The organism is Streptomyces sp. NPDC057249, assembly GCF_042669245.1.
Taxonomy (GTDB): domain Bacteria; phylum Actinomycetota; class Actinomycetes; order Streptomycetales; family Streptomycetaceae; genus Streptomyces.
This window is the reverse complement of sequence record NZ_JBHUXS010000009.1, coordinates 75862-98873: the sequence shown is the minus strand read 5'-3', so window position 1 is coordinate 98873 and position 23012 is coordinate 75862. Positions and strand designations below refer to the sequence as shown.

Genomic DNA, 23012 nt, shown 5'->3' with positions numbered 1-23012 from the left:
TGCGCCGACAAGTTGCGTGCGCCACCCCGGCCGGCGGCCGTTCGGCACCCTGGGGAGTACCTAGGGCTGCCGGGCGGGGTTGCGCTTTCCTACCTGACACCGGCGCGCGGGTGTCTCTCGACATAGCGCACCCTGGCGAACCCTGGCGAATAGTCGCAAGGCATCTGACACGGGGTTACTGTCAACACAGCCGAGAACCTGGGGGCTTGACGTGACCGGAGAACCCAACACCCGCCTGTCGGACCTGTTCGGCCTTGCCGGCTGGTCCAAGGGCGAACTCGCGAGAATGGTGAACCGGAAGGCGGCGGCCATGGGCCACCCCCAACTGGCCACCGACACCTCGCGCGTGAGGCGCTGGATCGACATGGGGGAGTCCCCCCGCGATCCCGTGCCGAAGGTGCTGGCGGCTCTGTTCACCGAGCGGCTCGGCCGTGTCGTGACCATCGAGGACCTCGGGTTCGGCCGGCGCGGGCGTGTGGGGAAGCGGCGAGAGGCCGGGACGCAGGACAATCCCGAGCAACTCCCGTGGGCGCCCGAACGGACGGCAGCGGTCCTCACCGAATTCACGGGAATGGACCTCATGCTCAACCGACGCGGCTTGATGAGCGCGGGCGCCGCGCTCGCCGCCGGCTCCGCCATCGCCGGCCCCATGCACGACTGGCTGCACACCGACCCCGTACTGGCGGCCGACGCCCCGCGCGCCGGCAACCCGGTACACGCGGACACCGCCGGCTTCGACCTGTACGAGGCCGCTCCCATCGGCTCCGAGGAGATCGAGGCGCTGGAGCGGTCCGTCGAGGTGTTCCGCGCCTGGGACGCCTCCCGCGGCGGCGGGCTCCAGCGCAAGGCCGTGGTGGGCCAGCTCAACGAGGTGGGCGGGATGCTCTCGTACCACCACCCCGCCCACCTCCAGAAGCGGTTGTGGGGCGTCGCCGCCAACCTCGCCGTCCTGGCGGGGTGGATGTCGCACGACGTGGGCCTGGAACCCACCGCGCAGAAGTACTTCGTGATCGCCGCGCACGCGGCCCGGGAGGGCGGCGACCGCCCGCGCGCGGGCGAGGCGCTGTCCCGCGCGGCTCGCCAGATGGTCCACCTGGGCCGCCCCGACGACGCGCTGGACCTGATGAAGCTCGCGAAGTCGGGCTCGGGCGACAGCGTCCTGCCGCGCACCCAGGCGATGCTCTGCACCATCGAGGCGTGGGCGCAGGCGTCCATGGGCCGGGGGCAGGCCATGCGGCGCACGCTGGGCCGGGCCGAGGAGCTCTTCGTCTCGGACAAGGCCGACGTGCCCCCGCCGAGCTGGATGCAGATGTTCGACGAGGCCGACATGCACGGCATGCAGGCCCTGGCCTTCCGTACGCTCGCGGAACACGAACCCTCCGCGGCGGTCATCGCCCAGCGGCACGCGAAGCAGGCCCTGGAGCTGCGGCTCAACGGCCGCGAGCGGTCCAAGATCTTCGACTACATCTCGCTGGCCTCGGCGTGCTTCATCGCCGACGACCCGGAACAGGCCGACCGCTACGCCCGGCTGGCCCTGGTCACGATGGGGGAGACCTCCTCCCACCGGACCTGGGACCGGCTGCGCGAGATGTACCGGCTGACCGGGCAGTTCTCCGGCTACGCGAAGATCGAGGACCTGCGCGAGCAGATCGAGCTCGCCGTGCCGCCGAGCCAGCGCAAGAAGTCGAGGAGCGCCGAGATCTGACGAGCCCCGGGATGCGCTGAGCAGCGGACTTGGCCGAGGGCGGCTGCCGCTTCCCTACGCCCCGACGCGGGCGATCAGCACGCACGCGTCGCCCAGCCGCTCGGTCCCGCCGAACGCCTCGACGGCGATCCGTACGCACTCCTGCGCCGAGCCGGCCTCGGCGAAGCGCGGGGCCAGCCCCAGCAGCGTCTCCGTGCCGGGGCGCGCACCACCGTGCCCGGAGGTGTCGTCGCGGGCCAGCCCGTCGGTGTGCAGCACCAGCACGTCGCCGGGGAGCAGACGCGCCTCGTCCTGCTCGTAGGCGGCCCCGGAGGCCGCACCCAGCAGCACCCCGTCCGGCAGGGGCAGCGGGCGGCCGGTGCCGTCGCGGAGCAGCAGGGGTGCGGGGTGTCCGGCCTGCGCCCATTCCAGGGTGCGCGTGGCCGGGTCGAACCTGCCGCACACGGCGCTGCCCAGGGCCGGCTGAATGGAGGTCTCCAGCAACTGGTTGAGGTGCCCCAGGAGGGCGCCGGGCTCGATGCCGGCCATCGCCATGCCGCGCACCGCGCCCATCACCACCGCCATGGCGGAGGTGGCCTGGACGCCGTGGCCGGTGAGATCGCCGACGGTGAGCATCGTCCTGCCGTCGGGCAGCTCCATGGCGTCGTACCAGCCGCCGCCGACCAGGGCGCTCGTCTCGGACGGCAGGTAGTGCGCGGCGATGTCCAGGGCGCCGGGACCGTGGTCGGGGAGCCGGAGCGAGGTCTGCCACGGCGGGAGGACCGCTGCCTCCGGCTCCGCCGCCGCGGCCCGGTGCCCGGTCGCGGCGGGCCGCCCGCCGCGCAGGGAGTCGTGGGTGCGGCGCACCACCTGCTGGCTGCGCCGCAGCGCGCTGACGTCGCGCAGGACGGCCCACATGGAGGCGGTGCAGCCGTCCGTGTCGAGGACGGGCTCGCCCGTCATGTGCAGGGTCCGGACGCGCCCGTCGGTGTGCCGGATGCGGAACTCGCCGTCTATCGGCTTGCCGTCCACCAGGCAGTCCGTGACGAGCGCGGTGAGTAACGGCTGGTCCTCGGGGAGCAGCCGGGAAGGCAGGGCGTCGAGCGAGAGCCCGCCCGCCTCCGGGTCCCGGCCGAAGATCCGGAACAGCTCGTCGGACCAGCTGACCTCGTCGGTGAGCAGATTCCACTCGGCGCTGCCGACCCGGCCGATCAGGGAGCCGGCGGCCTCGTCGGTCCCTTCCGCGGCCGGTCCGGAGGGCTCGGCGGGCAAGCCGTCCCGGAGCTGTCCCAGATGTGCGCCCAGGTCGTCCAGGTGGTGCACCGCCAGCTCGCACAGGGCCCGCTGCCAGCGCGTCCGCGGGTCGTCCTCGTCGACGCGCACGGCGTCGCGCCGCACCGCGTCCACGTCGCCGCGCAGCCGGCGCGTGCGGTGGATCAGCGCGTCGACGGCTTCGCGCTCGGGCGGTTGCGGGGCGGAGCGGTCCGCGGAGAGGGGGGACGGCATGTCGTACTCCGATACAGGGCGGCACAACCAGTGACGAAGGGTGGACCGCATACGACTTTCGCACAGCCGGAAGAGGCCCGTAAGTGGTTTGGCAACACTCGATGCGTTCTTGCACGAGGCATATGCCAGCGGCTGACTGTAGCCCATTTCTTTTCGAACAGCCTTGCTGCTGGCGGTGGTTGGTGCAAGTCGCGAGGTGAGCGACGGGCGGGAATGCGGGACGGGGGTGCCGTGTTGTAGGGGGCAGAACGAAAACGAATCCCGTTCCCAGCAGGGTGCGGGGGCCGTGATCGTCACCGCGTACGACCGTCCGCGTCCAGGAAGGAACGCCTCATGAAGTCCCGTATCCACCCCGTCTCCCGTCCGGTGGTCTTCCGCGACCGCGCCGCCGGGACCGCCTTCCTCACCCGTTCCACCGCCGACTCCGACCGGCGCGTGACGTGGGAGGACGGCCACAGCTACCCCGTCATCGACGTGGAGACCTCGTCGGCGAGCCACCCGTTCTACACGGGCGCCTCGCAGGTGCTGGACACGGCGGGCCGGGTCGAGCGGTTCCGTCGCCGTTACGGCACCGGGGCGCCCGCCGCCCGGTGAGCGAAGCGCCGTCCGCGACCGGGCCGCCCGTGCCCTGGATCACAGTCCGGGGTGGCGGGTGCGGGGAACACGGAGCGATGGTTTATCGTTCACCTATATGTGGTTGACGCCCCGAGCGCCCACCTTCAAGCGGCCCCGGCTGGATTCCCCCGATCCGGCCGGGGCTTCCCCTTTCCCGGACCGGCCGCCGCCCGCCCCGGCCCCGCCGAAGCCTCCACCAGCAGCGCCGCCACCGCCAGCGCGGCGGCCACCCCGGCCCCGGCCGCCGGCCACCAGCGCAAGGCCAGCGCCGCGAGCGCGGCCCCCGCCACCACGGCGGCCAGCCGCCCGGCGGTCCAGCCGTCGTCGCCCCGCCACGCCCCCACCGCGAGGCGCCCGACGAGCGACGTCAGCGTCCCGGTGAAGTAATTCGTGGGCGTCGCCCGCACCCGGCCCTGGATGCCCATGGCGAGTCCCATGAGCACCAGCAGACCCAGCCGGTCCGCGTCCGTGGCCACCGGCCGCGCCGCCCACAGCCCCGCCCCCGCCGCGAGCAGCACGACCTCGGCCAGCAGCATCAGCGGGACCCGCCGCCACATCCGCTCACCCGCCAGCGTGGCCCCGGCCACCCCGCAGCCGTACGAGACCAGCGCGGCGACCACCCGCGGCGCGACGCCCGCCTCACCCGCCCCGGCCGCCGAGGCGCCCAGCAGCACCAGATTCCCGGTCATCACCCCGGCGAAGACCTGGCCGACGCCGAGGAAGACGAACGCGTCCGCCGCCCCGGACGCCGCCGACAGCAGCAACAGCGCGCCGCGCTCCCGCGCCCTCACTCCAGGCCACGCGCCTGCCGGAACCGCGCCAGCCCCTCGGCCAGTTCCACCACGGGCTCCGGATAGTCCAGGCGCTCCCGCTCCCCGTCCGGAAGCCTCCACGGCTCGTGCACGGCGGACCCCGAGACCGGCGACAGCTCCGGCACCCAGCGCCGGACGTACTCCCCGTCCGGGTCGAGCCGCTTGCCCTGCACCACGGGGTTGAGCACCCGGTTGGGGCGGCTGTCGGTGCCGGTGCCCGCCATCCACTGCCAGTTCATCTGGTTGTTGGGGATGTCGCCGTCCACCAGGAGATCCAGGAAGTGGCGTGCCCCGACCCGCCAGTCCACGTACAGCGTCTTGGTCAGGAAGGAGGCGGTGAGCAGCCGGCCCCGGTTGTGCATCCAGCCCTCGTGGCGCAGCTGGCGCATCGCGGCGTCGACCATCGGATAGCCGGTGCGCCCCTGCCGCCACGCCTCGACCTCGTCGGCCGCGTCCGCCTCGGACCGCCACCGGTCGTGCTTGTCGCGGTAGTTCTCCCGGGACGAGGCGGGCCGGGCCGCCAGGACCTGGTAGTGGAACTCCCGCCAGCACAGCTGCCGTACGAACGCCTCCGCTCCCGCGCCGCCCGCGTCCCGGCACCGGTGCACCAGTTCGACGGGGGACAGGGTGCCGAAGTGCAGGTGCGGCGAGAGGCGCGAGGTGCCGTCCGCCGCCAGATCGTCGTGCCGGTCCTCGTACGCGCCGAGCCCGTGCCGCCGCCAAGCCGTGAACGCCTTGCGCCCCGCCCGCTCACCGCCCTCCGCGAGCCCTTCCGACACGCCGGAGACGTCGCGCCGGGAAGGCACCTTCTCGGAGCGCGGCCCCTTCGGCACCCGGACCGTGCGCGGCGCACCGAACACATCGCGCAGCCGCTCCCGCGCCCAGCGCCTGGAATACGGGGTGAACACGGCGAAGTGGTCCGAAGAGGCGGGCGTCACCGCACCGGGCGCCACCGCGGTGACCACCCCGTCGTGGACGCGCAGCCGGCGCCCGGCCGCCCCCAGCGCCTCGCGCAGCCGCTCCTCGCGGCGGCGGGCGTACCCGCTCACACCGGCCGCCATGTGCACCTCGTCGGCGCCGGTCTCCGAGGCGACCGAGCACACCTCGTCGGCCACGTCCCCGGACCGGAGGACCAGCCGGCCGCCCCGGTCACGCAGTCCGGCGTCGAGGTCGCGCAGACAGTCCGCCAGGAACGCGCGCCGGTTCGGGGCATCGAAACCGGCCGCCCCGATGGCGCCGTCCCGGACGAACAGGGGCACGATCTCGTCGGCCGACGCGAGCGCGGCGCGCAGCGGCGGATGGTCGTGCAGACGGAGGTCGGCGGTGAACAGGACGACCGCAACGGTCATGGCGCAACTCCAGATGGGGCGGGGACAGCCATGCTGCCGTCACTCCGCCGCCTCGGGGCGCACCGCTCAGGGCGACACCGCCGGTACCGCCCGTCCGGGTGACGTCCGGGTCTCCGCCGCCCGCGCGATGTTGCGCGCCATCCCGCCGAACACGACGGCGTGGAACGGCGAGACGCTCCACCAGTACGCGTGCCCGAGCAGTCCGCGCGGATGGAACAGGGCCCGCTGCCGGTAGCGCGACCGGCCCTCCCCGTCCCGCTCGACGTACATCTCCAGCCAGGCCGGGCCCGGCAGCCGCATCTCCGCGCGCAACCGCAGCAGGTGCCCCGGCTCGATCTCCTCGACCCGCCAGAAGTCCAGCGAGTCCCCCACGCGCAGCCGGTCCGTGTCGCGCCGTCCGCGCCTCAGCCCGACGCCGCCCACCAGCCGGTCGAGCCAGCCGCGCACCGCCCAGGCCAGCGGGAACGAGTACCAGCCGTGTTCCCCGCCGATGCCCTCCACCACCCGCCACAGGGCCTCCGGCGAGGCGTTCACCTCGCGCTCCCGCTCGTCCGTGTACAGGCTGCCGCCCGCCCAGTCGGGGTCCGTGGGCAGCGGGTCGCTGGGCACGCCCGGCACCGAGGCGGAGGACCACCGGGTGGTGACCCGCGCCTCCCGGACCCGTTGCAGCGCCAGGCGCAGCGCGGTGTCGAAACCGAACGGCTGCCCGGCGCCGTCGGGGACGTAGCCCGCGATGTCGTGCTCCCGGCACACCACCTCGTACCGCAGGGACTCGGCGAGCGGCCGGGCGATCGACGCGGGCACGGGCGTGATGAGCCCGACCCAGTGGCTGGAAAGACCCGGTGACAGCATCGGCACGGGCAGGATCAGCCGGTGCGGCAGCTCCGCCACCTCCGCGTAACGCTGCATCATGTCCCGGTAGGTGAGGACGTCGGGGCCGCCGATGTCGAACGTGCGGTTCACGTCCCGGGGCATGCGGGCACTGCCCACCAGGCAGCGCAGCACATCGCGCACCGCGATCGGCTGGATGCGGGTCGACACCCAGCTCGGCGTCACCATCACCGGCAGCCGCTCCGTGAGGTAGCGCAGCATCTCGAAGGAGGCGGAACCCGAGCCGATGATGACGGCGGCGCGCAGCACGGTCGTCGGCACGCCGGAGTCCAGCAGGATGCGCCCGACCTCGGCCCGGGAGCGCAGGTGCGGCGACAGCTCCCGCTCGGGCACGCCCTCCGGGGTGAGGCCGCCCAGATAGACGATGCGGCCGACCCCGGCGGCCCGCGCCTGCTCCGCGAAGGCCCTGGCGGCCCGCCGGTCGGTCTCCTCGAAGCCGGCCCCGGTCGTCAGCGCGTGCACCAGGTAGTACGCCACGTCGATGCCGTCCATCGCCGGGGCGAGCGAGGCCGCGTCCGTGACATCGCCCCGGACGGTCTCCACCTCGCCCGCCCAGGGGTGGTCGCGCAGCTTCGCCGGGGTGCGGGCCAGGCACCGCACCCGGTGCCCGGCCGCCAGCAGCTCCGGGACCAGGCGGCCACCGATGTAGCCGCTGGCACCGGTGACCAGGCAGTTCAGGGGAGCGTTGGCATGGTCGCCCGTCATGAGACCTCCGCGTCGGGTCCGGATGCGCCGGGCCCCGCTCGGCCGGCCCGCCGCGACCAGTCTGACGCCGGGAGGCCCGCCCCGCACGGCACGCGGGTGTGGTCCGGCGCTCCCGGGGCATCCGTGGCCCATGGACGCAGCGGCGGCAGGACCCCAGCGCGGCACGGCCCGGCGGAAGGGATGGGGGCGGCTCCTGCTGCGCGTCGCCATCCTCGCCCTGGCCTTCGTGGCCATGGTCGGATTCTCGGTGGTGCTGGCGAAGGTGACGCTCACCCCGTCGCCCGCCTCCGAGGAACTCGTGAAGTCGAACCTGCACCCGGGCCGCTCCCTGCGGCAGTACGCCGAGGACTACACGTTCGTCGCGGCGTGCAAGCAGGCCGGGGGCAACCTGGTGCTCGGCATGCCCTTCGGCATCCTGCTGCCCATCCTCGTCCCGCGACGGCTCCGGATGCTCCGCATGTTCCTGCTGACCGTGGCGGTCATCGTCCTCGTGGAGCTCGTGCAGGGCGCGGTGGTACCGGGCCGCGCCTTCGACGTGGACGACGTCATCCTCAACACGGCGGGGGCCCTCCTGGCCTATCTCCTGGTCGGGCGGCGCCTGAGCCACCGGTACCACGTCCTCGCCGAAGGCGCTGAGCGGGCGCCGGCGGACCGGCCCGGGACCGCGCCGCGCACGGAACCGAAGCCTCGCCCGAAGCCCGCGTCCCGCCGCGCCGGACGGCCCGCCCCGGTCTGGTCCCGGCTGCGCCACGGCGTCCGGCGCAGGGCCGCGCGGGGCCGGTCACGGAAGCGCTGACCTGCGGCGGTGCGGCTACCCGATCGGCCCGTGGCCGATTGCGCACCGTGTCCGGCGGCCCGACGGTGGAAGGCCACCGGGGGTGCCGCGCACCCGGCGCCCGGTGGCCAGGACCGCGGGCCCGGCGCGCGGTCACCGCCGAAGAGGAGCGACATGACCGACGCCCAGTGGAGCCCGGGGCCGCGCGCCGGGGACGCCGACGAGTTCCGGCCCGTGCTGGACATCGTGGAACCCGCCCGTCAACGGCGGCTCACCGTCTTCTTCCGGCTGCTCCTGCTGATCCCGCACTTCGTCGTGCTGTTCTTCCTGGAGATCGGGGCCTTCTTCGCCGTCGTCCTCGGCTGGTTCGCCGCCCTGGCGCTCGGCCGGCTGCCCGGACCCGTCTACCGCTACCTTGCCCAGGTCCTGGCCTACCGGACCCGGGTCGGCGCGAGCGCCATGCTCCTGGTGGACCGCTACCCGCCCTTCAGCCTGTCCCAGCCGCCGGACCACCCCGTGCGCATCGACGTCCGCCCGACGCGGCTGAACCGGCTCGCCGTGTTCTTCCGGCTGATCCTGGTCATCCCCGCCGCCATCGTGCAGGGCCTCGCGACGTCCGGCTGGTCGGTCCTGGCCGTCCTGTGGTGGCTCATCACCCTGATCCTGGGTCGCATGCCCCGCCCGCTGTTCGAGGCCACGGCGGCCACCCTGCGCTACGAGATGCGGGTCTCCGCCTACTTCTCCCTGCTCAGCCCCGCCTACCCCAAGGGACTCTTCGGCGACGACGAGCTCTCCGTACCGCAGGGGCAGCCGCGTTCCGCCACCCGTCCGCTGGTCATGACCTCCGGGGGCAAGGCGCTGGTGGTCCTCTTCCTGGTCCTCGGGCTCGTCGGTGGTGCGACGACCTCCGTGACCCGCTCCGGCCCGGACGGCGGCGACTACGGCATGGGCGCGTAAAACCACTCGTACGAACAGCCGTTCAGGGTGCATGATCGCCGGATGACCTGGACCGCACCCGCAGCCACCCGTACGCCCGGCTCGCTCGTCGCCGCCGAACGGGAGATGCTCACCGGCTATCTCGGCTGGTTCCGTTCGACCCTCCTCCAGAAGTGCGCCGGACTCACCGGTGAACAGCTCGCCGAACGGACGGTGGAGCCGTCGAACCTGTCCCTGCTGGGGCTCGTACGCCACATGGCCAAGGTCGAACGCACCTGGTTCCGGCAGCGGTTCGCCGGGCAGGACCTGGAGCCGATGTACGACCCGGCCAAGGGCAAGGACGCGGATTTCGAGGACCTGGACCCCGCCACGGCCGCCGAGGACTACGCCCGGCTGGTCGAGGAGTGCCGGCTCGCCGACGAGATCGTCGCCGGCGCCTCGCTGGACGACACCTTCACCCACAACGGGGAGGTGTACTCGCTGCGCCTCGTCCACGTCCACATGATCGGGGAGTACGCGCGCCACATCGGCCACGCCGACCTGGTGCGCGAGCGGCTGGACGGGGTCACCGGGGCCTGAGGGGCCTCGGCGGGCGCCGGGGAGGGCTCCGGCGCGGTCCGTCCTGCGTGAACCCGGTGGGCCGGGTCATACGGACCGTATGACCTCCACCGACCCGGCGACCGAACCGTCCACGAAGCCCGGCCCGGCCGACGACGGCCGGCGCCGCCGTCGCAACCGCCGCTGGGGGCGCGCCGCCGCCTTATGCGCGGCCGCGCTCGCCCTGCTGCTCCTCGGCACCCGCCTCAGCCTGCTGCCCGGCCTGGGCGACGTCTTCGGCGAGGAGACCCACGACCGGTCGGGGCCCGCGGTGCTCAAGTCGATCCAGGACATGAGCAGGTACGAGGCGGCGGCCGGCAACTTCCAGGTCGTGGTCGACCTGGAGAAGGACACCAAGTACGTCCCCGACGTGATCCGGGGCAGCCGCACGCTCTACGTCGGCGCCGGCACCGTGTCCGCGTACGTCGACCTCGGGCGGGTGACGAGCGGGGGAGTGGTCGTGAACGAGGACCGCACCGCCGCCGAACTCCGGCTGCCGCACGCGGTCCTGGGCAAGCCGGCGCTCGACCCCGACCGCTCCTACGCGGTGTCCAAGCAGCGTGGCCTCCTCGACCGGCTCGGCGACTTCTTCTCCGACAACCCGGGCAGCGAGCAGGCCGTCAACAAGCTGGCCGCACGCCACATCGGTGAGGCGGCCGAGGAGAGCGGCCTGGCGGGACGCGCCGAGAGGAACACCACCGCGATGCTCAAGGGCCTGCTCGACTCCCTGGGCTTCGAGAAGGTCACGGTCCGCTACGGCACCGGAGCCACCGGCCGGTCCTGACCGCGACACGACGGCACGGGCGGATGAGCCCGGCGGCAGAAGTCGTTGAAGCCATGATGAGGTGCCGCGGCCGACAACGCGCCACGGCCGGACAGACCGACGACGGGAAAGAACGCATGCCTCTCCAGGGCGAGTACGAGCCGAGCCCCTCCCAGTGGGTTCGCGACCAGGTCGAGCAGTACGAGAGCTCCGGCGGCACGGAGGGGACGACGATGCGCGGCATGCCCGTCGTCGTCCTGACGACCGTGGGCGCCAGGTCCGGGAAGATCCGCAAGACGCCCCTCATGCGCGTCGAGCACGACGGCCGGTATGCGGTGGTCGCCTCCCAGGGCGGCGCCCCGACCCACCCCGTCTGGTACCACAACCTCAAGGCCGACCCGCGAGCCGAGCTCCAGGACGGCCCGGAGCGCCGGGACATGACGGCACGTGAGGTCACCGGCGCGGAGAAGGAGCAGTGGTGGGAGCGCGCGGTCGAGGCGTTCCCCGACTACGCCGACTACCAGAAGAAGACGGACCGGCAGATCCCGGTGTTCGTCCTGGAGCCGGTGGACGGGAGCCACTGAGGCGCCTCGGGATAGTGTCCAGCTCGGCCCCCAGGGGGTGGGGCCGAGCGGAAGGATGCGAAACCAGATGACGACAGACAACTCCGACCTCGTCGCCTTCGTCAGGGCGCGCCTCGACGAGGAAGAGGATCTCGCGCGGGCCGCCGGCGGCGAGGCCTGGCGGTGCCCGGCCGAGTCGCCCGGTGAGATCCACGACCGGGGCGGCGCGATCGCCTTCACCCTGCGCACGCACGGCCACGCCTACGACCGGCACATCGTCCGCCAGGACCCGGCCCGGACGCTTCAGCGCATCGAGACCAACCGGGTCCTCCTGGACGAGTACGCCGAGGTCGCCGCGCTCGACGTGGACCGCCCGCAGCGCGACTTCGCCTCCGGCCGGGCCTTCGGCCTGGGCTTCGTGGTCCGGCAGCTGGCCGCCGAGAACGCGGGCCACCCCGACTACCTGGTGAAGTGGCTGCCCCGGTTCACCCAGTAGTACCCGGGTCCGCCGGCTCCGGGCGGGTCAGAGCGCGTTCGTCCCGTGGTCGCCCTTGGTGGTCACCTGGTCGCTCCGCTCCTGGAGCCGGCGGGCCTTGTCCTGGAGGCGCTGCCGCTCCCGGGGGTCCGATGTGCGTTCGGCGGTCTCCCGCATCTCCTCGGCCTTCGCCCGGATGCGCTCGGCCCGGCCGCCGGTCTCGTCCGCAACGCTCATGATCACTCCAGGTTCTCGGTGGAGAGCCGTCCATCCCAGCGAACCAGCGTGTCCGCGCGCCCGCATCTCGGACACCGGGGCGGTCGGCCCCCGCGTGCGCGTGGCGGAACCCGTTCTGACAGGATCGGACGCTCGAACGCACAGCCCGGCCGGGAGAGTTGGCTCGTACGGCCGGACGGAACGAGCATGTGGAACGGGGAACAACAGAGATGCGTACGTGGACGCGCGCCGTACCCGCGGCGATGGGCGCCCTGGTGCTGGCCGTGGTACTGACCGGCTGCAACGGCTCCGAGGACGGCAAGGAGGGCTCCGGGGCCTCGGAGGACAAGACGACCTACCGGCTCGGCGAGGCCAGCCCGCCGCAGGAAAGCACCATGGAGAAGACCAAGGGCAGCACCTTCACCGTCACCCCGACCAAGGTGGTGACGGGCACGAAGGCGGACATGGACAACTCCGGTCTCGACAAGGACGACGACGTGGAGCCCAAGATCCCCGTCTACGTGTGGGCGACCGTCACCCACAAGAGCGGCAAGGCGATGGAGGTCGGCGACATGGACGACGACCTCATCGTCGAGACCGACAAGGGCGAACGCACCAAGGCGCTCATCGTCATCATGGGCGAGGCGAAGTGGCCCGACTGCCCCGCCCCGGACACCGGGAAGAAGCTGAGCGCCGGCCAGTCGGAGAAGATCTGCAAGGCGTTCCTCATCCCGGAGGGCCAGAAGGCCGCTGCCGTTCAGCTCGGCCGGGGCTTCGTCAAGGAGCCGCTGGAGTGGCCCGTCGCCGGCTGACCCCGCGGCCGGGCCGCAATCGGTGTCCGAATGTGACAGAGAACGTCATTGCGGCCACCCGCGCGGTTGACGACGATGGACCCATGTCCACCGCACACCGCGTCGTCATCGCGGTCTTCCCCGGCGTCGATCTGCTCGACGTCTCAGGCCCCGCCGAGGTCTTCGCCCTGGCCAACAGGGTGTCCGAGGGCCGTGACCGCTACGAGGTCCGGCTCGCCGGGCCCGAGGCGGGCGAGGTCCGGACCTCGGCGGGGGTGCGGCTGCTGACCGACCTCACCTTCGGCGAGGTGGGCCGGGAGGTCGACACCCTGCTGGTGCCCGGCGCCGTCGACGTCACCGACGAGGGGCCCGTCGCCCGGATCGACGCGGACATCGTGGCCTGGGTGAAGGAGACCGCCCCGCACGCCCGCCGGGTCGCGTCCGTGTGCGTCGGCGCGCATCTGCTCGCCGCCGCCGGGCTCCTGGACGGCCTGACGGCGACCACCCACTGGTCGACCGCCGCCCAGCTCGCCGCCGCGCACCCCGAGGTCACGGTCGACGCGGACCCGATCTTCGTCCGCGCCGACCGGGGCCGGGTGTGGACCGGCGCCGGCATCAGCGCCTGCCTGGACCTCGCGCTCGCCCTGGTGGCCGAGGACCTGGGGGAGGACGCCGCGCTCGCCGTGGCACGCCAGCTGGTGATGTACCTCAAGCGGCAGGGCGGCCAGAGCCAGTTCTCCGTGCCCCTGAGCAGACCGGCCGCCTCCCGGCGCGAGATCGACGCGCTGCGGCTGTGGATCGCGGACCACCTCGACCAGGACCTGTCCGCACCGGTGCTCGCGGCGCGGATGTGCCTGAGCGAGCGCCACTTCGCCCGGGTCTTCAAACAGGAGACCGGAGTCTCCCCGGCCGCCTATGTGGAGTCCGCCCGCGTCGAGGCGGCCCGCCGGCTCCTGGAGACGACCGACGACCCGCTCGACCGGGTGGCGTCCGCTGCCGGACTCGGGTCGACGGAGACCCTGCACCGCGTGTTCCGGCGGCAGATCGCCACCACACCGGCCGCCTACCGCCGCCGCTTCCGCACCCACGCGGCCTGACCGCCCCGGACACACCCGACACCACGACGACCCCCCGTACCGAGCGGGGCGGACGGCTCCGCCCTGCCCACAACGCCGAGAAAGGCACCCATCATGACCACCACCCAGCCCTCCGCCACCCTCCGCGAGGTTTCCGGCCTGGACGCCCGGCTGCCCCGGCTGAGCGAATCCGTCCTGGTCCTCATCGACGTCCAGAACACCTACCGCACCGGCGTCATGGCCCTGGAAGGCGCCGAGGAGGCCGTCGCGGCCTGCGCCCGGCTGCTGGACCGGGCCAGGGCCGCCGGCACCCCGGTGATCCATGTCATCCACGACGGCGGCGAGGGCTCCCCGTACGACATCCGGGAGCACATCGGCGCCCTCAGCGACGAAGTGGCGCCCCGGGAGGGCGAGGCGGTGGTCGTCAAGCAGTTCCCCAACTCCTTCCACCGCACGGAGCTGGAGAAGACCCTCACCGCCCTGGGCGCGGAGCCCGGCAGCGGCAAGGACCTGGTGCTCGCCGGCTTCATGGCGCACATGTGCGTCACCCACACCGCCCAGGGCGCGTTCAACCTCGGCTACCGGCCCGCCGTCGTCGCCGAGGCCACGGCCACCCGCAGCCTGCCCGCGCCGGACGGTTCGGTCGTCCCGGCCGCTGCCCTCAAGACCGCCGCCCTCACCGCCATAGGGGACCTGTTCGCCCCCGTCGCCGCCACCGTGGACGACATCCCCGCCTGACGGGCGCCCGCTTCCGGCGGAGGCGTCAGCGCTCGACCGACGTGGTCGTGAAGCGGTCGCCGCAGACCCGGATCTGCGGGTCCCGCAGGGTCAGCGCCTCCTTGGAGCCCGGCGGGTACACCCGCAGGTAGTCGCCCTGCTTCCAGCAGCCGCCGTCCGCGATGCCCTGGTTCAGCGTGTGCAGCACGACGTGCGCCGTCCCGCCGGGAGCCAGCACCGCAGCCCCGTGCGAGGCGCCGTCCCGCTCGGCCGGGGCGCCGATGACGGCGCCGTCGCGCTGGATCAGGGACACGCCGGGGAAGCCGTTCAGGGCGCAGGGGTGCCCGGACTTGTTCACGAACGTGAGCTCGTAGTACACCTGCCCGGCGCCCCCGTCGCCGCGCTTCACGCTCATGCCCAGGCCCTCCGCGGCGCACCGGCCGGGAGCGGAGGCGCCGGCCCTCGACGACGCGCCGGAACCGCTGGGCGCCGCGGGGGAGGCCGGTGTCGTCGCGGGGGGCGCCGAGGCGGAGTCGGACGGCTGCGGCGAGGTCCGCGCGGGGCCCGTCGTGCCGGCGTGGGCCGCGGGCGAGGCCGCGCCTTCCGATGCGGAGCCGTCGTCGTTGCAACCCGCCGCGACGAGGGCGAACGACATCATCGCGACAGGCACGAGGAGGCGACGGCGGAGGGTATGTGGGGTGGTGCTGCGAGAAAGAGTGCCCATAACGGACGCCTGCTCGATTTTCTGTGATCCCAACCTGATGAACCGGCAAAGAAATCCCGTGGCCGGCCGGTCACTCCGCGTCCGGCCGCACCACCGGCAGCCCCGCAGTCTCCGCGGCCTCCGCCAGCACCTCCCGGAGCATCGCCGGGGTGAGCCGGCCGGTGAAGACGTTGCGCTGGCTGACGTGGTAGCAGCCGAACAGCGTCAGCGGGCCGCCCGCCCCGTCGGCCGGTTCCAGCGTCGTACGGGCGCCGTGGCCGAACACCGGCCTGGGCCGGGTCACCCGCCACCCGGCCCCTTCCAGGGCGGCCAGGGTCGCCTGCCAGCCGAAGCCGCCGAGCACGACGACCGACCGCACCGTGGGCCGCAGCAGCTGGAGCTCCCGGGCCAGCCACGGCCGGCAGGTGTCCCGCTCGCCCGGCGTGGGGCGGTTGGCCGGCGGCGCGCAGTGCACGGGGGACGTCACCCTGACCCCGTACAGTTCGAGCCCGTCGGCCACGTCCGTCACCGTGGCCCGGGAGGCCAGCCCCAGTTCGTACAGCGTGGCGTACAGCAGGTCGCCGGCCCGGTCGCCGGTGAACATCCTGCCGGTCCGGTTCCCGCCGTGCGCGGCGGGCGCGAGGCCCGTGACGGCCAAGGAGGCGTCAGAGGGCCCGAAGCCGGGTACGGGGCGGGCCCAGTACTCCCAGTCGCGGAACGCGGGGCGCTTGACCCGCGCGGTCTCCTCCCGCCACTCCACGAGGCGGGGACAGGCCCGGCACGCGACCAGCCGCCTGTCGAGCTCGGCCGGCGTACGGGAGCGTGCGGCGGCCCGTACGGGGTAGTCCTCGGCGGTGCACATGATCGACCCGCTTCCACGTTCCTGATTCCCGCCCGGTGGCGTGCTCACCGAAATGAGCGTACCCAGGGCGAAAGGGACCATGGCCGTGAAACGGCCCCCGCCCACGACGAGAAACGGAAGGAAACCGGGCCATGAAGGATTTCGCCGTCGGAGACCACGTGCGATGGAACTCCGAAGCCGGTCACGTCGAAGGCGTCATCACCGGGAAACACACCAGTGACGTCGAATTCAAGGGCCGCACCCGGCGCTGCAGCAAGGAGGAACCGCAGTACGAGATCAAGAGCGACAAGACCGGCCACCTCGCCATGCACAAGGGCAGTGCGCTGAAGAAGACCTGACGGGCGGCACGGTGAACAGGATCTGCACGGTCGGCCACTCGACCAGGGAGTTCGGCGAACTGGTGGAGCTGCTGCGCCGGAACGACGTCACCCTCTTGGCCGACGTGCGCTCCTACCCGTCCTCCCGGAAACTCCCGCAGTGGAACCAGCGGAACATCATGGACGCGTTGCCCTCGGGCATCGGATACCGGTGGCTCCCGAAGCTGGGCGGCCGCCGCCACACCCCGAAGGGCGTCCCGACGGAGAACGGCGCCTGGCGGGTCAAGGCGTTCCGCGACTACGCCGACTACATGGCGACGGACGCCTTCCGGGAAGGGCTGGACGAACTGCTGGAACTCGCCGAGGACACCCGGCCGGCGATCATGTGCAGCGAGGCCGTGCCGTGGCGCTGCCACCGCCGGCTCATCACCGACGCGCTGATCGTCGCCGGGGCGGAGGTCGTGGACATCCTGTCGCCCACCTCGACGCGGCCCGCCGTCCTCAACCAGGACGCGCGGGTCCGCGACGGCGGGCTGACCTACCCGCCCCACGACTGAGACGCCGCCCCGGACCCGCCGTGCCCGGGCCACGGCCGCAGCTTCTCCGGGTTGCGCACCGCCCAGATGCGGTGCACACGGCCCCCGGCGAGACCGAACGCGGCCACGGTCACGGTGACCCCGGCGTGCTGGGCGACCAGCCCGGGCCGCCCGTTCACCGTGCGTTCCAGCAGGAGCAGCTCGGGCACCCTGTCCGCGAAGTGGACCAGGTACTGGGCGACCCGCTCGGCGCCCTCCACCGGCCGCAGGGCAGCCCCGGCCATCCCGCCGCCGTCGGTGACCATCGCCGCCTCGGGGTCGAGGAGACCGATGAGCGCCCCGATGTCCTTGGCCTCCCACGCCTCCTTGAACCCCCGCACCAGGACCGCCTGCCCGGCCGCGGGAGCCGCCTCGGCACGGGCGTCCCGGAGGCGCCGGCGGGCCGATGCGGCCAGCTGCCGGCACGCCGGGGCGCTCCGGCCGACGATGTCCGCCACCTCCGCGAAGGGGTACCGGAACACGTCGTGCAGGATGAACGTCACCCGCTCGGCCGGGGTCATGGACTCCAGCACCACCAGGAAGGCCATGTTCACCGACTCGTCCAGGGTGACCCGGTCCGCGGGGTCCGCCGGCTCGTCGCGGCCCCCGCCGGCGCGCCCGCCGGCCCACTCGGAGCGGTCCGGCAGCGGCTCCGGTATCCACTCGCCGACGTAGCGCTCCCGCCGGACCCGCGCCGAGCCCAGCACATCGAGGCAGACCCGGCTGGCCACCGTCGTCAGCCATGCCCCGGGCGACGCGATGGCGTCCCGCTGCCCCGGCGACATGGCGTACCAGCGGGCGTACGTCTCCTGTACGGCATCCTCCGCCTCGGCGACCGAACCGAGCATCCGGTATGCGAGGTTCGTCAACTGGCGGCGCTCGCCGATGACGGCGCCGAGGTCCGGCTCGGAAGGTGTGCTCATGTACGTGACCGCCCCTGGGTGTCGTCGTCCGTGTCCGCTGCTGACGTTCCGACGGAGCAGCGCGCCGGAATGTGAGGCGGACAGCGGCCTCCCGGTGCGCGGACCCACGTCGTCGGACCGTTGAGACAGTACCGATCCACCGCCGCGAGCCGCTCGCGCCCTTGATCCCGCCGGTGGCGGGTACGCGCCGGGGACCCCACGAAAGGACGACGCGTGTCCCCACAGCCCAAGAACATCTTCGTACTCGGTCTGGACGAGGCGAACCTGCGGACCCTGAACGCCGTCCCCGACGCCGGCGGCTACCGGTTCCGCCCCCTGCTGACCATCGAGGAGCTGCAGGGGGGCGAGGTGTCGGTCGCCGCCCTGATGGACCGGGCCCGCGCGGTGCTCGACGCGCACGAGGGCTCCATCGACGCCATCGTCGGCTACTGGGACTTCCCCGTCAGCACGCTCGTGCCGATGCTCGGTCGCGAGTACGGCACCCGTACCACCAGCCTCGCGTCCGTCGTCAAGTGCGAGCACAAGTACTGGAGCCGGCTCGAACAGCAGCAGGCCACCGACGCCCTGCCCGGCTTCGGCCGGGTCGACCTGGACAGCGACGACCCCCGGCCGCCCGAGGGCATCGGATTCCCCATGTGGCTCAAGCCGGCCCTCGCCTACTCCTCCGAACTCGCCTACCGCGTCGACGACATGGCGGAGTTCCGGGCCGCCGTGGAGACCATACGCGCGGGCATCGGCCGGGTCGGCAAACCCTTCGACGAGGTGCTGGAACTCCTCGAACTGCCGCCGGAGATGGAGGGGATCGGCGGACAGGTCTGCCTCGCCGAGGAAGCCATGACGGGCATCCAGGTCGCCGTCGAGGGCTACGCGAACGACGGCGAGGTCACCGTCTACGGGGTGCTTGACTCCATCAACTACCCCGGCTCCCCGTGCTTCCTGCGCCACCAGTACCCGAGCACCCTGCCCCCGGCGGTGATCCACCAGCTCCACGAGGTCAGCGAGCGGACCATCCGCCGGATCGGCATGGACGCCGCGACGTTCAGCATCGAGTACTTCTACGACCCGAAGACCGGCCGGGTCAGCCTGCTGGAGATCAACCCGCGCCACTCCCAGTCCCACGCGGAGCTGTTCCACTACGTCGACGGCGTCCCCAACCACCACCGGATGATCCGCCTCGCCCTCGGCCAGGACCCCGTGGTGCCCGGCGGAGACGGCCCGTACCGGATGGCCGCCAAGTGGTACTACCGCTGGTTCGGCGAGGGAACGGTGCGCGAGGTCCCCACCCCGGACCGGATCGCGGCCATCGAGCGCGAGATACCGGGCGTACGCATCGACATGGTGCCGTCCGAGGGCCAGAAGCTCTCCACCGTGCCCCAGCAGGACAGCTACAGCTACGAGATCGCCCACATCTTCACCGGAGCGGACGACGAGGAGGGCCTGCGGCGCAAGTTCGACCAGTGCGTGGCCGCGCTCGGCCTCACCTTCGAGGACACCGCACCGGGCGGCCGCGACGTCAAGGCGTCGTGAACCGGGCCGCGCAGAGGAAGGAGCAGAACACAGGCATGCGACACGTCGACCGACTGCCGTACGAAGTGCGCCAACAGGACCACGTCACCATCACCATGCCGGACGGGGTCCGGCTGTCGGCGAGGATCTGGCGCCCCACCACCTCCGACCGCCGACCGGTGCCGGCGATCCTGGAGGCCGTCCCGTACCGCAAGAACGACCTCACCTCCACCCGCGACGCGATCCACCACCCCTACATCGCGGGCCACGGCTACGCCTGCGTACGCGTGGACCTGCGGGGCACCGGCGAGTCCGAGGGCGTCCTGCGGGACGAATACCTGGAACGCGAACAGCGCGACGCCGAGGAGGTCCTCGCCTGGCTGGCGGACCAGCCCTGGTGCGACGGCAGGACCGGCATGATGGGCATCTCCTGGGGCGGCTTCGCCGCGCTCCAGGTCGCCGCCCGCCGCCCGCCGAGCCTCGGCGCCATCGTCATCGCGTCCTTCACGGACGACCGGTACGCGGACGACATGCATTACGTCGGCGGCGCGATGCTCTCCGACAACCTGGCCGAGGCGGGCACCATGTTCGCCTACTCCACCTGCCCGCCCGACCCGGCCGCCGTCGGCGACCGGTGGCGGGACATGTGGCACGAACGGCTGGACGCCGCCCGCCCCTGGGTCCTGGAATGGCTGCGCCACCAGGAACGCGACGACTACTGGCGGCACGCCTCCCTCAGCGAGGACTACCAGGCGCTGCGCTGCCCCGTCCTCGCGTCCAGCGGCTGGGCCGACGGCTACTCCAACGCCGTCACCCGGCTCCTGAGCCGCGTCGACGTCCCGCGCAAGGGCCTCATCGGGCCCTGGTCGCACAAGCTGCCCCACCTCGGGGAGCCCGGACCGGCCATCGGCTACCTCCAGGAGGTCGTGCGGTGGTGGGACCACTGGCTCAAGGGCGTCGAGAACGGCGTCATGGACGGGCCCATGATCCGCGCCTGGATGCAGGAGAGCGTGCCCCCCTCCACCTCCTACCAGGAGCGGCCCGGCCGCTGGGTGGGGGAGCCGAGCTGGCCGTCCCCGCACATCGAGGAGGTGTCCCACCCCCTCCGGGACCATCGCATCGTCCGCGGCGACGAGGAACCGGCGGCCGGGGCGGAGGAGCGCGTCCACACCGTGCAGTCACCGCTGTCCGTGGGCCAGTTCGCCGGCAAATGGGCCTCCTACAACGCCCCGCCGGACCTGCCCTACGACCAGCGCGAGGAGGACGGCGGCTCACTGGTCTTCGAGACCGCGCCGCTGCCCGAGCGCGTCGAGATCCTGGGCGCGCCCTCGGTGGACCTGCTCGTCGCCTCGTCCCGGGAGACCGGGCAGGTGGCGGTGCGCCTCTCCGACGTGGCCCCCGACGGGCGGGCGACCCGGGTCACCTACGGCGTGCTGAACCTCGCCCACCGCTCCGGCGGGGACCGGCCCGAACCGCTGGAGCCCGGTGAGCCCTGCGCCGTACGGGTCCCGCTCAACGGGGTCGCCCAGGTCTTCCCGGCGGGCCACCGCATCCGCCTCTCGCTCTCCACCTCGTACTGGCCGCTGGTCTGGCCCGCCGCCGCCCCCGCCTGCCTGAGCGTGTACGAGAGCGGCAGCCGCCTCACGCTGCCCGTGCGCCCGGCCGAGGCGCCGGACGGGCTGCCCGAGGCGCCCTTCGGCGAGCCGGAGGGGTGCGCGCCGCCCGAAGTCACCCAGCTCACCGAGCCGGAACAGGCGTGGACCGTGTCCAGGAACCTGGTCGACTACCACTCCGCGCTGGACATCGTGAAGGACCGGGGGCTCCAGCGGTTCGAGGAGAACGGCATCGAGGTGGGGCTGCGGGCCTGCGAGAGGTACACCTCCGTCGCGGACGACTTCGGCTCGGTGAGCGGCGAATCCGCCTGGACCATGCGGTTCCGGCGTACCGGCTGGGACGTACGCGTGGAGACCCGCACCATGCTGACCTCGGACGACACCGCCTTCCACGTGGACGCCACCCTCGACGGCTACGAGGACGGCCGGCGGGTCTTCTCGCGCACCTGGAACGAGAGCGTGCCGAGGTCCAGCCTCTGAACCGGTACCATGCCTAGACCTCCCGGGGGTTCGGGCGCCACTCCAGCATCATGATCGTGGCGTCGTCGCTCAGCCGGTCGTGCTGGTATGCGCGGATGGAGTGGATGAGCTGCCGCAGGGCCTCCGACGCGGGCTCCCCGGCGGCCGTGGCGCGGATGATCGAGGCCGTGAAGCGGTTCAGGCCGAACTGGGTGCCGTCCGCCATGCGGGCCTCGGTCACCCCGTCCGTGTACAGCAGAATCCGGTCGCCGGGGAGCAGGGGCACCTCGTGGACCACCCGTTCCGCCCCGGAGATCACGGCCGGGGTGCCCAGGGGCGGTTCGCTGGAGCGGTCCAGGGCGTTGTCCAGGACGCGGTTCTCGCGGATCAGCAGCGGCGGCGGGTGGCCGCAGTTGATCCAGCTCAGGATGCCGCTGGACATGTCCAGTTGCAGGGCGACGCCGGTGCTGAACTGGTCGGGGAGCCATTCGGCCAGGACGGTGTCCACCGTCCTGACGAGCTCCCGCAGCCCCGACCCCCTGCGCCGGGCGCTGCGACAGCCGGCCATCGCGATCGCGCTGGTCAGCCCGGACGCCAGGTTGTGCCCCATGGCGTCGAGGATGACCGCGTGCAGCGTCGACTCCGTCAACGAGTGGTCGAAGGCGTCGCCGCCCAGTTCGTACGCCGGTTCCAGCACCGCCGTGGACAGGGCCCGGTCCTCGCCGACCGCGCGCGGCGGCAGCAGGTTCCGCACCATCTCGGCGGGCACCGTCATCGTCTCCGTACGGGTGCGCTGCACGAACCGGTCGCTGAACGCCCGTTTCGACGTGATCGCCATGGCCAGGATCGAGGCCAGACTCGCGCAGCGCTCCAGCAGCGTCCTGTCGAGCGCGTCCACCTCGACACCGATCACCCCCAGCCGCTCCACCCCGTCCACCAGAGGCAGCCACGCGATCAGCGTCTCGGTGTCCGTCGTCTCGACGCGCAGCGCGAGCGAGCGGAAGGCCGAACCGGCCAGGGACGCGTCGACATGGAGTTGCGGCTCGCCCGAGAGCGGGGAGAGACGCTGCTGCTGGAGGTCGACGATGTAGACCTCCACCCGGCGCAGCCCCAGCAGACCCGCGTACCGGTTGACCAGAGCCGGCAGATCGGTCGGCGCGGTGGCGTGCACCTCCGCCAGAAACCCGTGCAGCAGCCGCTCGCCGTCACTGGTGGGGCAGTGTGTCATGGGAGTATCACCCGTCCGGCAGATGTGCGCGCACCGAAGAAAAGCCATACGAAAAAGTGAGGGTCGGCCGGGAAATCCCGGCCGACCCTCACTTTATGTGCCGCTGCGACGTACCGCCCGGTCAGATCTACCAGCGATACCAGCGGCCCCGCTTCCCGCCGCCGCCCGCCGGGCGGACGACGAACCCGAGCAGCCAGACCACCAGTACGGCGATGGCTATCCACCACAGGGCCTTCAGGGCGAAACCCGCCCCGAAGAGAATGAGCGCAAGCAGAAGAACCAGAATCACGGGAACCATGGGTATCAACCTCCGAAGCATCAGATGCCCCGGCCCTCCCGCGGTATTCCTGAAAAG

General features: G+C 72.7%; 25 protein-coding genes. 15 read left to right on the top strand and 10 right to left on the bottom strand.

From position 1 onward, the window contains the following. Positions 1 to 211: 211 nt before the first annotated feature. Positions 212 to 1705: a hypothetical protein gene (locus ACFUJY_RS18565; protein WP_383300492.1), complete on the top strand. Its 1494-nt coding sequence runs from the start codon at positions 212 to 214 to the stop codon at positions 1703 to 1705. A gap of 54 nt (positions 1706 to 1759) precedes the next feature. Here ACFUJY_RS18565 and ACFUJY_RS18560 read toward each other — a convergent pair whose 3' ends face one another. After that, a complete protein-coding gene (locus ACFUJY_RS18560) occupies positions 1760 to 3190 on the bottom strand; it encodes a SpoIIE family protein phosphatase (RefSeq protein ID WP_383300490.1) in 1431 nt (476 codons plus the stop codon). Between the two features lie 333 nt (positions 3191 to 3523). On the opposite strand from ACFUJY_RS18560, the gene ACFUJY_RS18555 reads away from it, so the two are divergent. Further along, the gene (locus ACFUJY_RS18555; RefSeq protein ID WP_383300487.1) at positions 3524 to 3784 is read left to right on the top strand and encodes a type B 50S ribosomal protein L31; all 261 of its coding nucleotides are present in this window, start codon (positions 3524 to 3526) and stop codon (positions 3782 to 3784) included. Between the two features lie 125 nt (positions 3785 to 3909). Here the strand turns inward: ACFUJY_RS18555 and ACFUJY_RS18550 are convergent, their stop codons facing one another. The 3 genes from ACFUJY_RS18550 to ACFUJY_RS18540 all read right to left on the bottom strand — a co-directional run bounded on the left by ACFUJY_RS18550 (position 3910) and on the right by ACFUJY_RS18540 (position 7562). Then, positions 3910 to 4569, bottom strand: a complete 660-nt coding sequence (locus tag ACFUJY_RS18550; protein WP_383301041.1) for a YoaK family protein — start codon at positions 4567 to 4569, stop codon at positions 3910 to 3912. Positions 4570 to 4592: 23 nt separating this feature from the next. Beyond that, positions 4593 to 5966 (bottom strand): cryptochrome/photolyase family protein, encoded by a 1374-nt coding sequence (locus tag ACFUJY_RS18545; RefSeq protein WP_383300484.1) that lies wholly within the window; start codon positions 5964 to 5966, stop codon positions 4593 to 4595. A 66-nt stretch (positions 5967 to 6032) separates the two neighbouring features. Continuing rightward, entirely contained in the window at positions 6033 to 7562 is a 1530-nt protein-coding gene (locus ACFUJY_RS18540; protein WP_383300482.1) for an SDR family oxidoreductase, read from the bottom strand. A 130-nt stretch (positions 7563 to 7692) separates the two neighbouring features. On the opposite strand from ACFUJY_RS18540, the gene ACFUJY_RS18535 reads away from it, so the two are divergent. The 6 genes from ACFUJY_RS18535 to ACFUJY_RS18510 all read left to right on the top strand — a co-directional run bounded on the left by ACFUJY_RS18535 (position 7693) and on the right by ACFUJY_RS18510 (position 11692). Continuing rightward, positions 7693 to 8358: a VanZ family protein gene (locus ACFUJY_RS18535; RefSeq protein ID WP_383300479.1), complete on the top strand. Its 666-nt coding sequence runs from the start codon at positions 7693 to 7695 to the stop codon at positions 8356 to 8358. A gap of 153 nt (positions 8359 to 8511) precedes the next feature. Further along, complete coding sequence (locus ACFUJY_RS18530) at positions 8512 to 9294, top strand: DUF4389 domain-containing protein (protein ID WP_383300476.1); 783 nt, start codon at positions 8512 to 8514, stop codon at positions 9292 to 9294. A gap of 42 nt (positions 9295 to 9336) precedes the next feature. Continuing rightward, on the top strand, positions 9337 to 9852 hold the full coding sequence (locus ACFUJY_RS18525) for a DinB family protein (protein ID WP_383300473.1): 516 nt from the start codon (positions 9337 to 9339) through the stop codon (positions 9850 to 9852). A 79-nt stretch (positions 9853 to 9931) separates the two neighbouring features. Beyond that, the gene (locus ACFUJY_RS18520; RefSeq protein ID WP_383300470.1) at positions 9932 to 10654 is read left to right on the top strand and encodes a DUF4230 domain-containing protein; all 723 of its coding nucleotides are present in this window, start codon (positions 9932 to 9934) and stop codon (positions 10652 to 10654) included. Positions 10655 to 10770: 116 nt separating this feature from the next. Beyond that, on the top strand, positions 10771 to 11217 hold the full coding sequence (locus ACFUJY_RS18515) for a nitroreductase family deazaflavin-dependent oxidoreductase (RefSeq protein ID WP_383300468.1): 447 nt from the start codon (positions 10771 to 10773) through the stop codon (positions 11215 to 11217). Between the two features lie 67 nt (positions 11218 to 11284). Continuing rightward, positions 11285 to 11692: a DUF6221 family protein gene (locus ACFUJY_RS18510; RefSeq protein ID WP_383300465.1), complete on the top strand. Its 408-nt coding sequence runs from the start codon at positions 11285 to 11287 to the stop codon at positions 11690 to 11692. A 27-nt stretch (positions 11693 to 11719) separates the two neighbouring features. On the opposite strand, the gene ACFUJY_RS18505 is transcribed toward ACFUJY_RS18510, so the two are convergent. Further along, positions 11720 to 11908: a DUF6381 family protein gene (locus tag ACFUJY_RS18505; RefSeq protein WP_383300462.1), complete on the bottom strand. Its 189-nt coding sequence runs from the start codon at positions 11906 to 11908 to the stop codon at positions 11720 to 11722. Positions 11909 to 12117: 209 nt separating this feature from the next. Between ACFUJY_RS18505 and ACFUJY_RS18500 the strand changes: the two genes are divergently transcribed. The 3 genes from ACFUJY_RS18500 to ACFUJY_RS18490 all read left to right on the top strand — a co-directional run bounded on the left by ACFUJY_RS18500 (position 12118) and on the right by ACFUJY_RS18490 (position 14492). Beyond that, a complete protein-coding gene (locus tag ACFUJY_RS18500) occupies positions 12118 to 12699 on the top strand; it encodes a hypothetical protein (protein ID WP_383300460.1) in 582 nt (193 codons plus the stop codon). A gap of 83 nt (positions 12700 to 12782) precedes the next feature. Beyond that, positions 12783 to 13775, top strand: coding sequence for a GlxA family transcriptional regulator (locus ACFUJY_RS18495; protein ID WP_383300457.1), 993 nt, complete (start codon positions 12783 to 12785; stop codon positions 13773 to 13775). 93 nt (positions 13776 to 13868) lie between these two features. After that, on the top strand, positions 13869 to 14492 hold the full coding sequence (locus tag ACFUJY_RS18490; protein WP_383300456.1) for a cysteine hydrolase family protein: 624 nt from the start codon (positions 13869 to 13871) through the stop codon (positions 14490 to 14492). 25 nt (positions 14493 to 14517) lie between these two features. On the opposite strand, the gene ACFUJY_RS18485 is transcribed toward ACFUJY_RS18490, so the two are convergent. Together ACFUJY_RS18485 and ACFUJY_RS18480 are read right to left on the bottom strand one after the other, a co-directional pair. Continuing rightward, the gene (locus ACFUJY_RS18485) at positions 14518 to 15126 is read right to left on the bottom strand and encodes a DUF4232 domain-containing protein (protein WP_383301038.1); all 609 of its coding nucleotides are present in this window, start codon (positions 15124 to 15126) and stop codon (positions 14518 to 14520) included. 139 nt (positions 15127 to 15265) lie between these two features. Further along, a complete protein-coding gene (locus ACFUJY_RS18480) occupies positions 15266 to 16036 on the bottom strand; it encodes a uracil-DNA glycosylase (protein WP_383301035.1) in 771 nt (256 codons plus the stop codon). 131 nt (positions 16037 to 16167) lie between these two features. Between ACFUJY_RS18480 and ACFUJY_RS18475 the strand changes: the two genes are divergently transcribed. Together ACFUJY_RS18475 and ACFUJY_RS18470 are read left to right on the top strand one after the other, a co-directional pair. Continuing rightward, entirely contained in the window at positions 16168 to 16374 is a 207-nt protein-coding gene (locus ACFUJY_RS18475) for a DUF2945 domain-containing protein (RefSeq protein ID WP_383300453.1), read from the top strand. 11 nt (positions 16375 to 16385) lie between these two features. Beyond that, the gene (locus tag ACFUJY_RS18470; RefSeq protein WP_383300450.1) at positions 16386 to 16910 is read left to right on the top strand and encodes a DUF488 family protein; all 525 of its coding nucleotides are present in this window, start codon (positions 16386 to 16388) and stop codon (positions 16908 to 16910) included. Here ACFUJY_RS18470 and sigJ read toward each other — a convergent pair. Further along, entirely contained in the window at positions 16892 to 17851 is a 960-nt protein-coding gene (sigJ, locus tag ACFUJY_RS18465) for an RNA polymerase sigma factor SigJ (protein ID WP_383300449.1), read from the bottom strand. The two genes, ACFUJY_RS18470 and sigJ, sit on opposite strands and share 19 nt — an antisense overlap. A gap of 213 nt (positions 17852 to 18064) precedes the next feature. On the opposite strand from sigJ, the gene ACFUJY_RS18460 reads away from it, so the two are divergent. Both ACFUJY_RS18460 and ACFUJY_RS18455 read left to right on the top strand, forming a co-directional pair. Then, entirely contained in the window at positions 18065 to 19378 is a 1314-nt protein-coding gene (locus tag ACFUJY_RS18460; protein WP_383300446.1) for an acetyl-CoA carboxylase biotin carboxylase subunit family protein, read from the top strand. Positions 19379 to 19413: 35 nt separating this feature from the next. Further along, positions 19414 to 21450, top strand: a complete 2037-nt coding sequence (locus ACFUJY_RS18455; RefSeq protein WP_383300444.1) for a CocE/NonD family hydrolase — start codon at positions 19414 to 19416, stop codon at positions 21448 to 21450. Between the two features lie 13 nt (positions 21451 to 21463). Here ACFUJY_RS18455 and ACFUJY_RS18450 read toward each other — a convergent pair whose 3' ends face one another. Together ACFUJY_RS18450 and ACFUJY_RS18445 are read right to left on the bottom strand one after the other, a co-directional pair. Then, positions 21464 to 22657 (bottom strand): PP2C family protein-serine/threonine phosphatase, encoded by a 1194-nt coding sequence (locus ACFUJY_RS18450; RefSeq protein WP_383300441.1) that lies wholly within the window; start codon positions 22655 to 22657, stop codon positions 21464 to 21466. 127 nt (positions 22658 to 22784) lie between these two features. Next, positions 22785 to 22955 (bottom strand): hypothetical protein, encoded by a 171-nt coding sequence (locus ACFUJY_RS18445; RefSeq protein ID WP_026171501.1) that lies wholly within the window; start codon positions 22953 to 22955, stop codon positions 22785 to 22787. Positions 22956 to 23012 lie beyond the last annotated feature (57 nt).

Excerpts from the sequence above, each read along its gene's own strand:
- ACFUJY_RS18560 (WP_383300490.1), bottom strand. The coding sequence starts at position 3,190 with ATGCCGTCCCCCCTCTCCGCGGACCGCTCCGCCCCGCAACCGCCCGAG.
- ACFUJY_RS18555 (WP_383300487.1), top strand. The coding sequence starts at position 3,524 with ATGAAGTCCCGTATCCACCCCGTCTCCCGTCCGGTGGTCTTCCGCGAC.
- ACFUJY_RS18545 (WP_383300484.1), bottom strand. The coding sequence starts at position 5,966 with ATGACCGTTGCGGTCGTCCTGTTCACCGCCGACCTCCGTCTGCACGAC.
- ACFUJY_RS18540 (WP_383300482.1), bottom strand. The coding sequence starts at position 7,562 with ATGACGGGCGACCATGCCAACGCTCCCCTGAACTGCCTGGTCACCGGT.
- ACFUJY_RS18535 (WP_383300479.1), top strand. The coding sequence starts at position 7,693 with ATGGACGCAGCGGCGGCAGGACCCCAGCGCGGCACGGCCCGGCGGAAG.
- ACFUJY_RS18530 (WP_383300476.1), top strand. The coding sequence starts at position 8,512 with ATGACCGACGCCCAGTGGAGCCCGGGGCCGCGCGCCGGGGACGCCGAC.
- ACFUJY_RS18525 (WP_383300473.1), top strand. The coding sequence starts at position 9,337 with ATGACCTGGACCGCACCCGCAGCCACCCGTACGCCCGGCTCGCTCGTC.
- ACFUJY_RS18520 (WP_383300470.1), top strand. The coding sequence starts at position 9,932 with ATGACCTCCACCGACCCGGCGACCGAACCGTCCACGAAGCCCGGCCCG.
- ACFUJY_RS18515 (WP_383300468.1), top strand. The coding sequence starts at position 10,771 with ATGCCTCTCCAGGGCGAGTACGAGCCGAGCCCCTCCCAGTGGGTTCGC.
- ACFUJY_RS18510 (WP_383300465.1), top strand. The coding sequence starts at position 11,285 with ATGACGACAGACAACTCCGACCTCGTCGCCTTCGTCAGGGCGCGCCTC.
- ACFUJY_RS18505 (WP_383300462.1), bottom strand. The coding sequence starts at position 11,908 with ATGAGCGTTGCGGACGAGACCGGCGGCCGGGCCGAGCGCATCCGGGCG.
- ACFUJY_RS18500 (WP_383300460.1), top strand. The coding sequence starts at position 12,118 with ATGCGTACGTGGACGCGCGCCGTACCCGCGGCGATGGGCGCCCTGGTG.
- ACFUJY_RS18495 (WP_383300457.1), top strand. The coding sequence starts at position 12,783 with ATGTCCACCGCACACCGCGTCGTCATCGCGGTCTTCCCCGGCGTCGAT.
- ACFUJY_RS18490 (WP_383300456.1), top strand. The coding sequence starts at position 13,869 with ATGACCACCACCCAGCCCTCCGCCACCCTCCGCGAGGTTTCCGGCCTG.
- ACFUJY_RS18485 (WP_383301038.1), bottom strand. The coding sequence starts at position 15,126 with ATGTCGTTCGCCCTCGTCGCGGCGGGTTGCAACGACGACGGCTCCGCA.
- ACFUJY_RS18480 (WP_383301035.1), bottom strand. The coding sequence starts at position 16,036 with ATGTGCACCGCCGAGGACTACCCCGTACGGGCCGCCGCACGCTCCCGT.
- ACFUJY_RS18475 (WP_383300453.1), top strand. The coding sequence starts at position 16,168 with ATGAAGGATTTCGCCGTCGGAGACCACGTGCGATGGAACTCCGAAGCC.
- sigJ (WP_383300449.1), bottom strand. The coding sequence starts at position 17,851 with ATGAGCACACCTTCCGAGCCGGACCTCGGCGCCGTCATCGGCGAGCGC.
- ACFUJY_RS18455 (WP_383300444.1), top strand. The coding sequence starts at position 19,414 with ATGCGACACGTCGACCGACTGCCGTACGAAGTGCGCCAACAGGACCAC.
- ACFUJY_RS18450 (WP_383300441.1), bottom strand. The coding sequence starts at position 22,657 with ATGACACACTGCCCCACCAGTGACGGCGAGCGGCTGCTGCACGGGTTT.
- ACFUJY_RS18445 (WP_026171501.1), bottom strand. The coding sequence starts at position 22,955 with ATGGTTCCCGTGATTCTGGTTCTTCTGCTTGCGCTCATTCTCTTCGGG.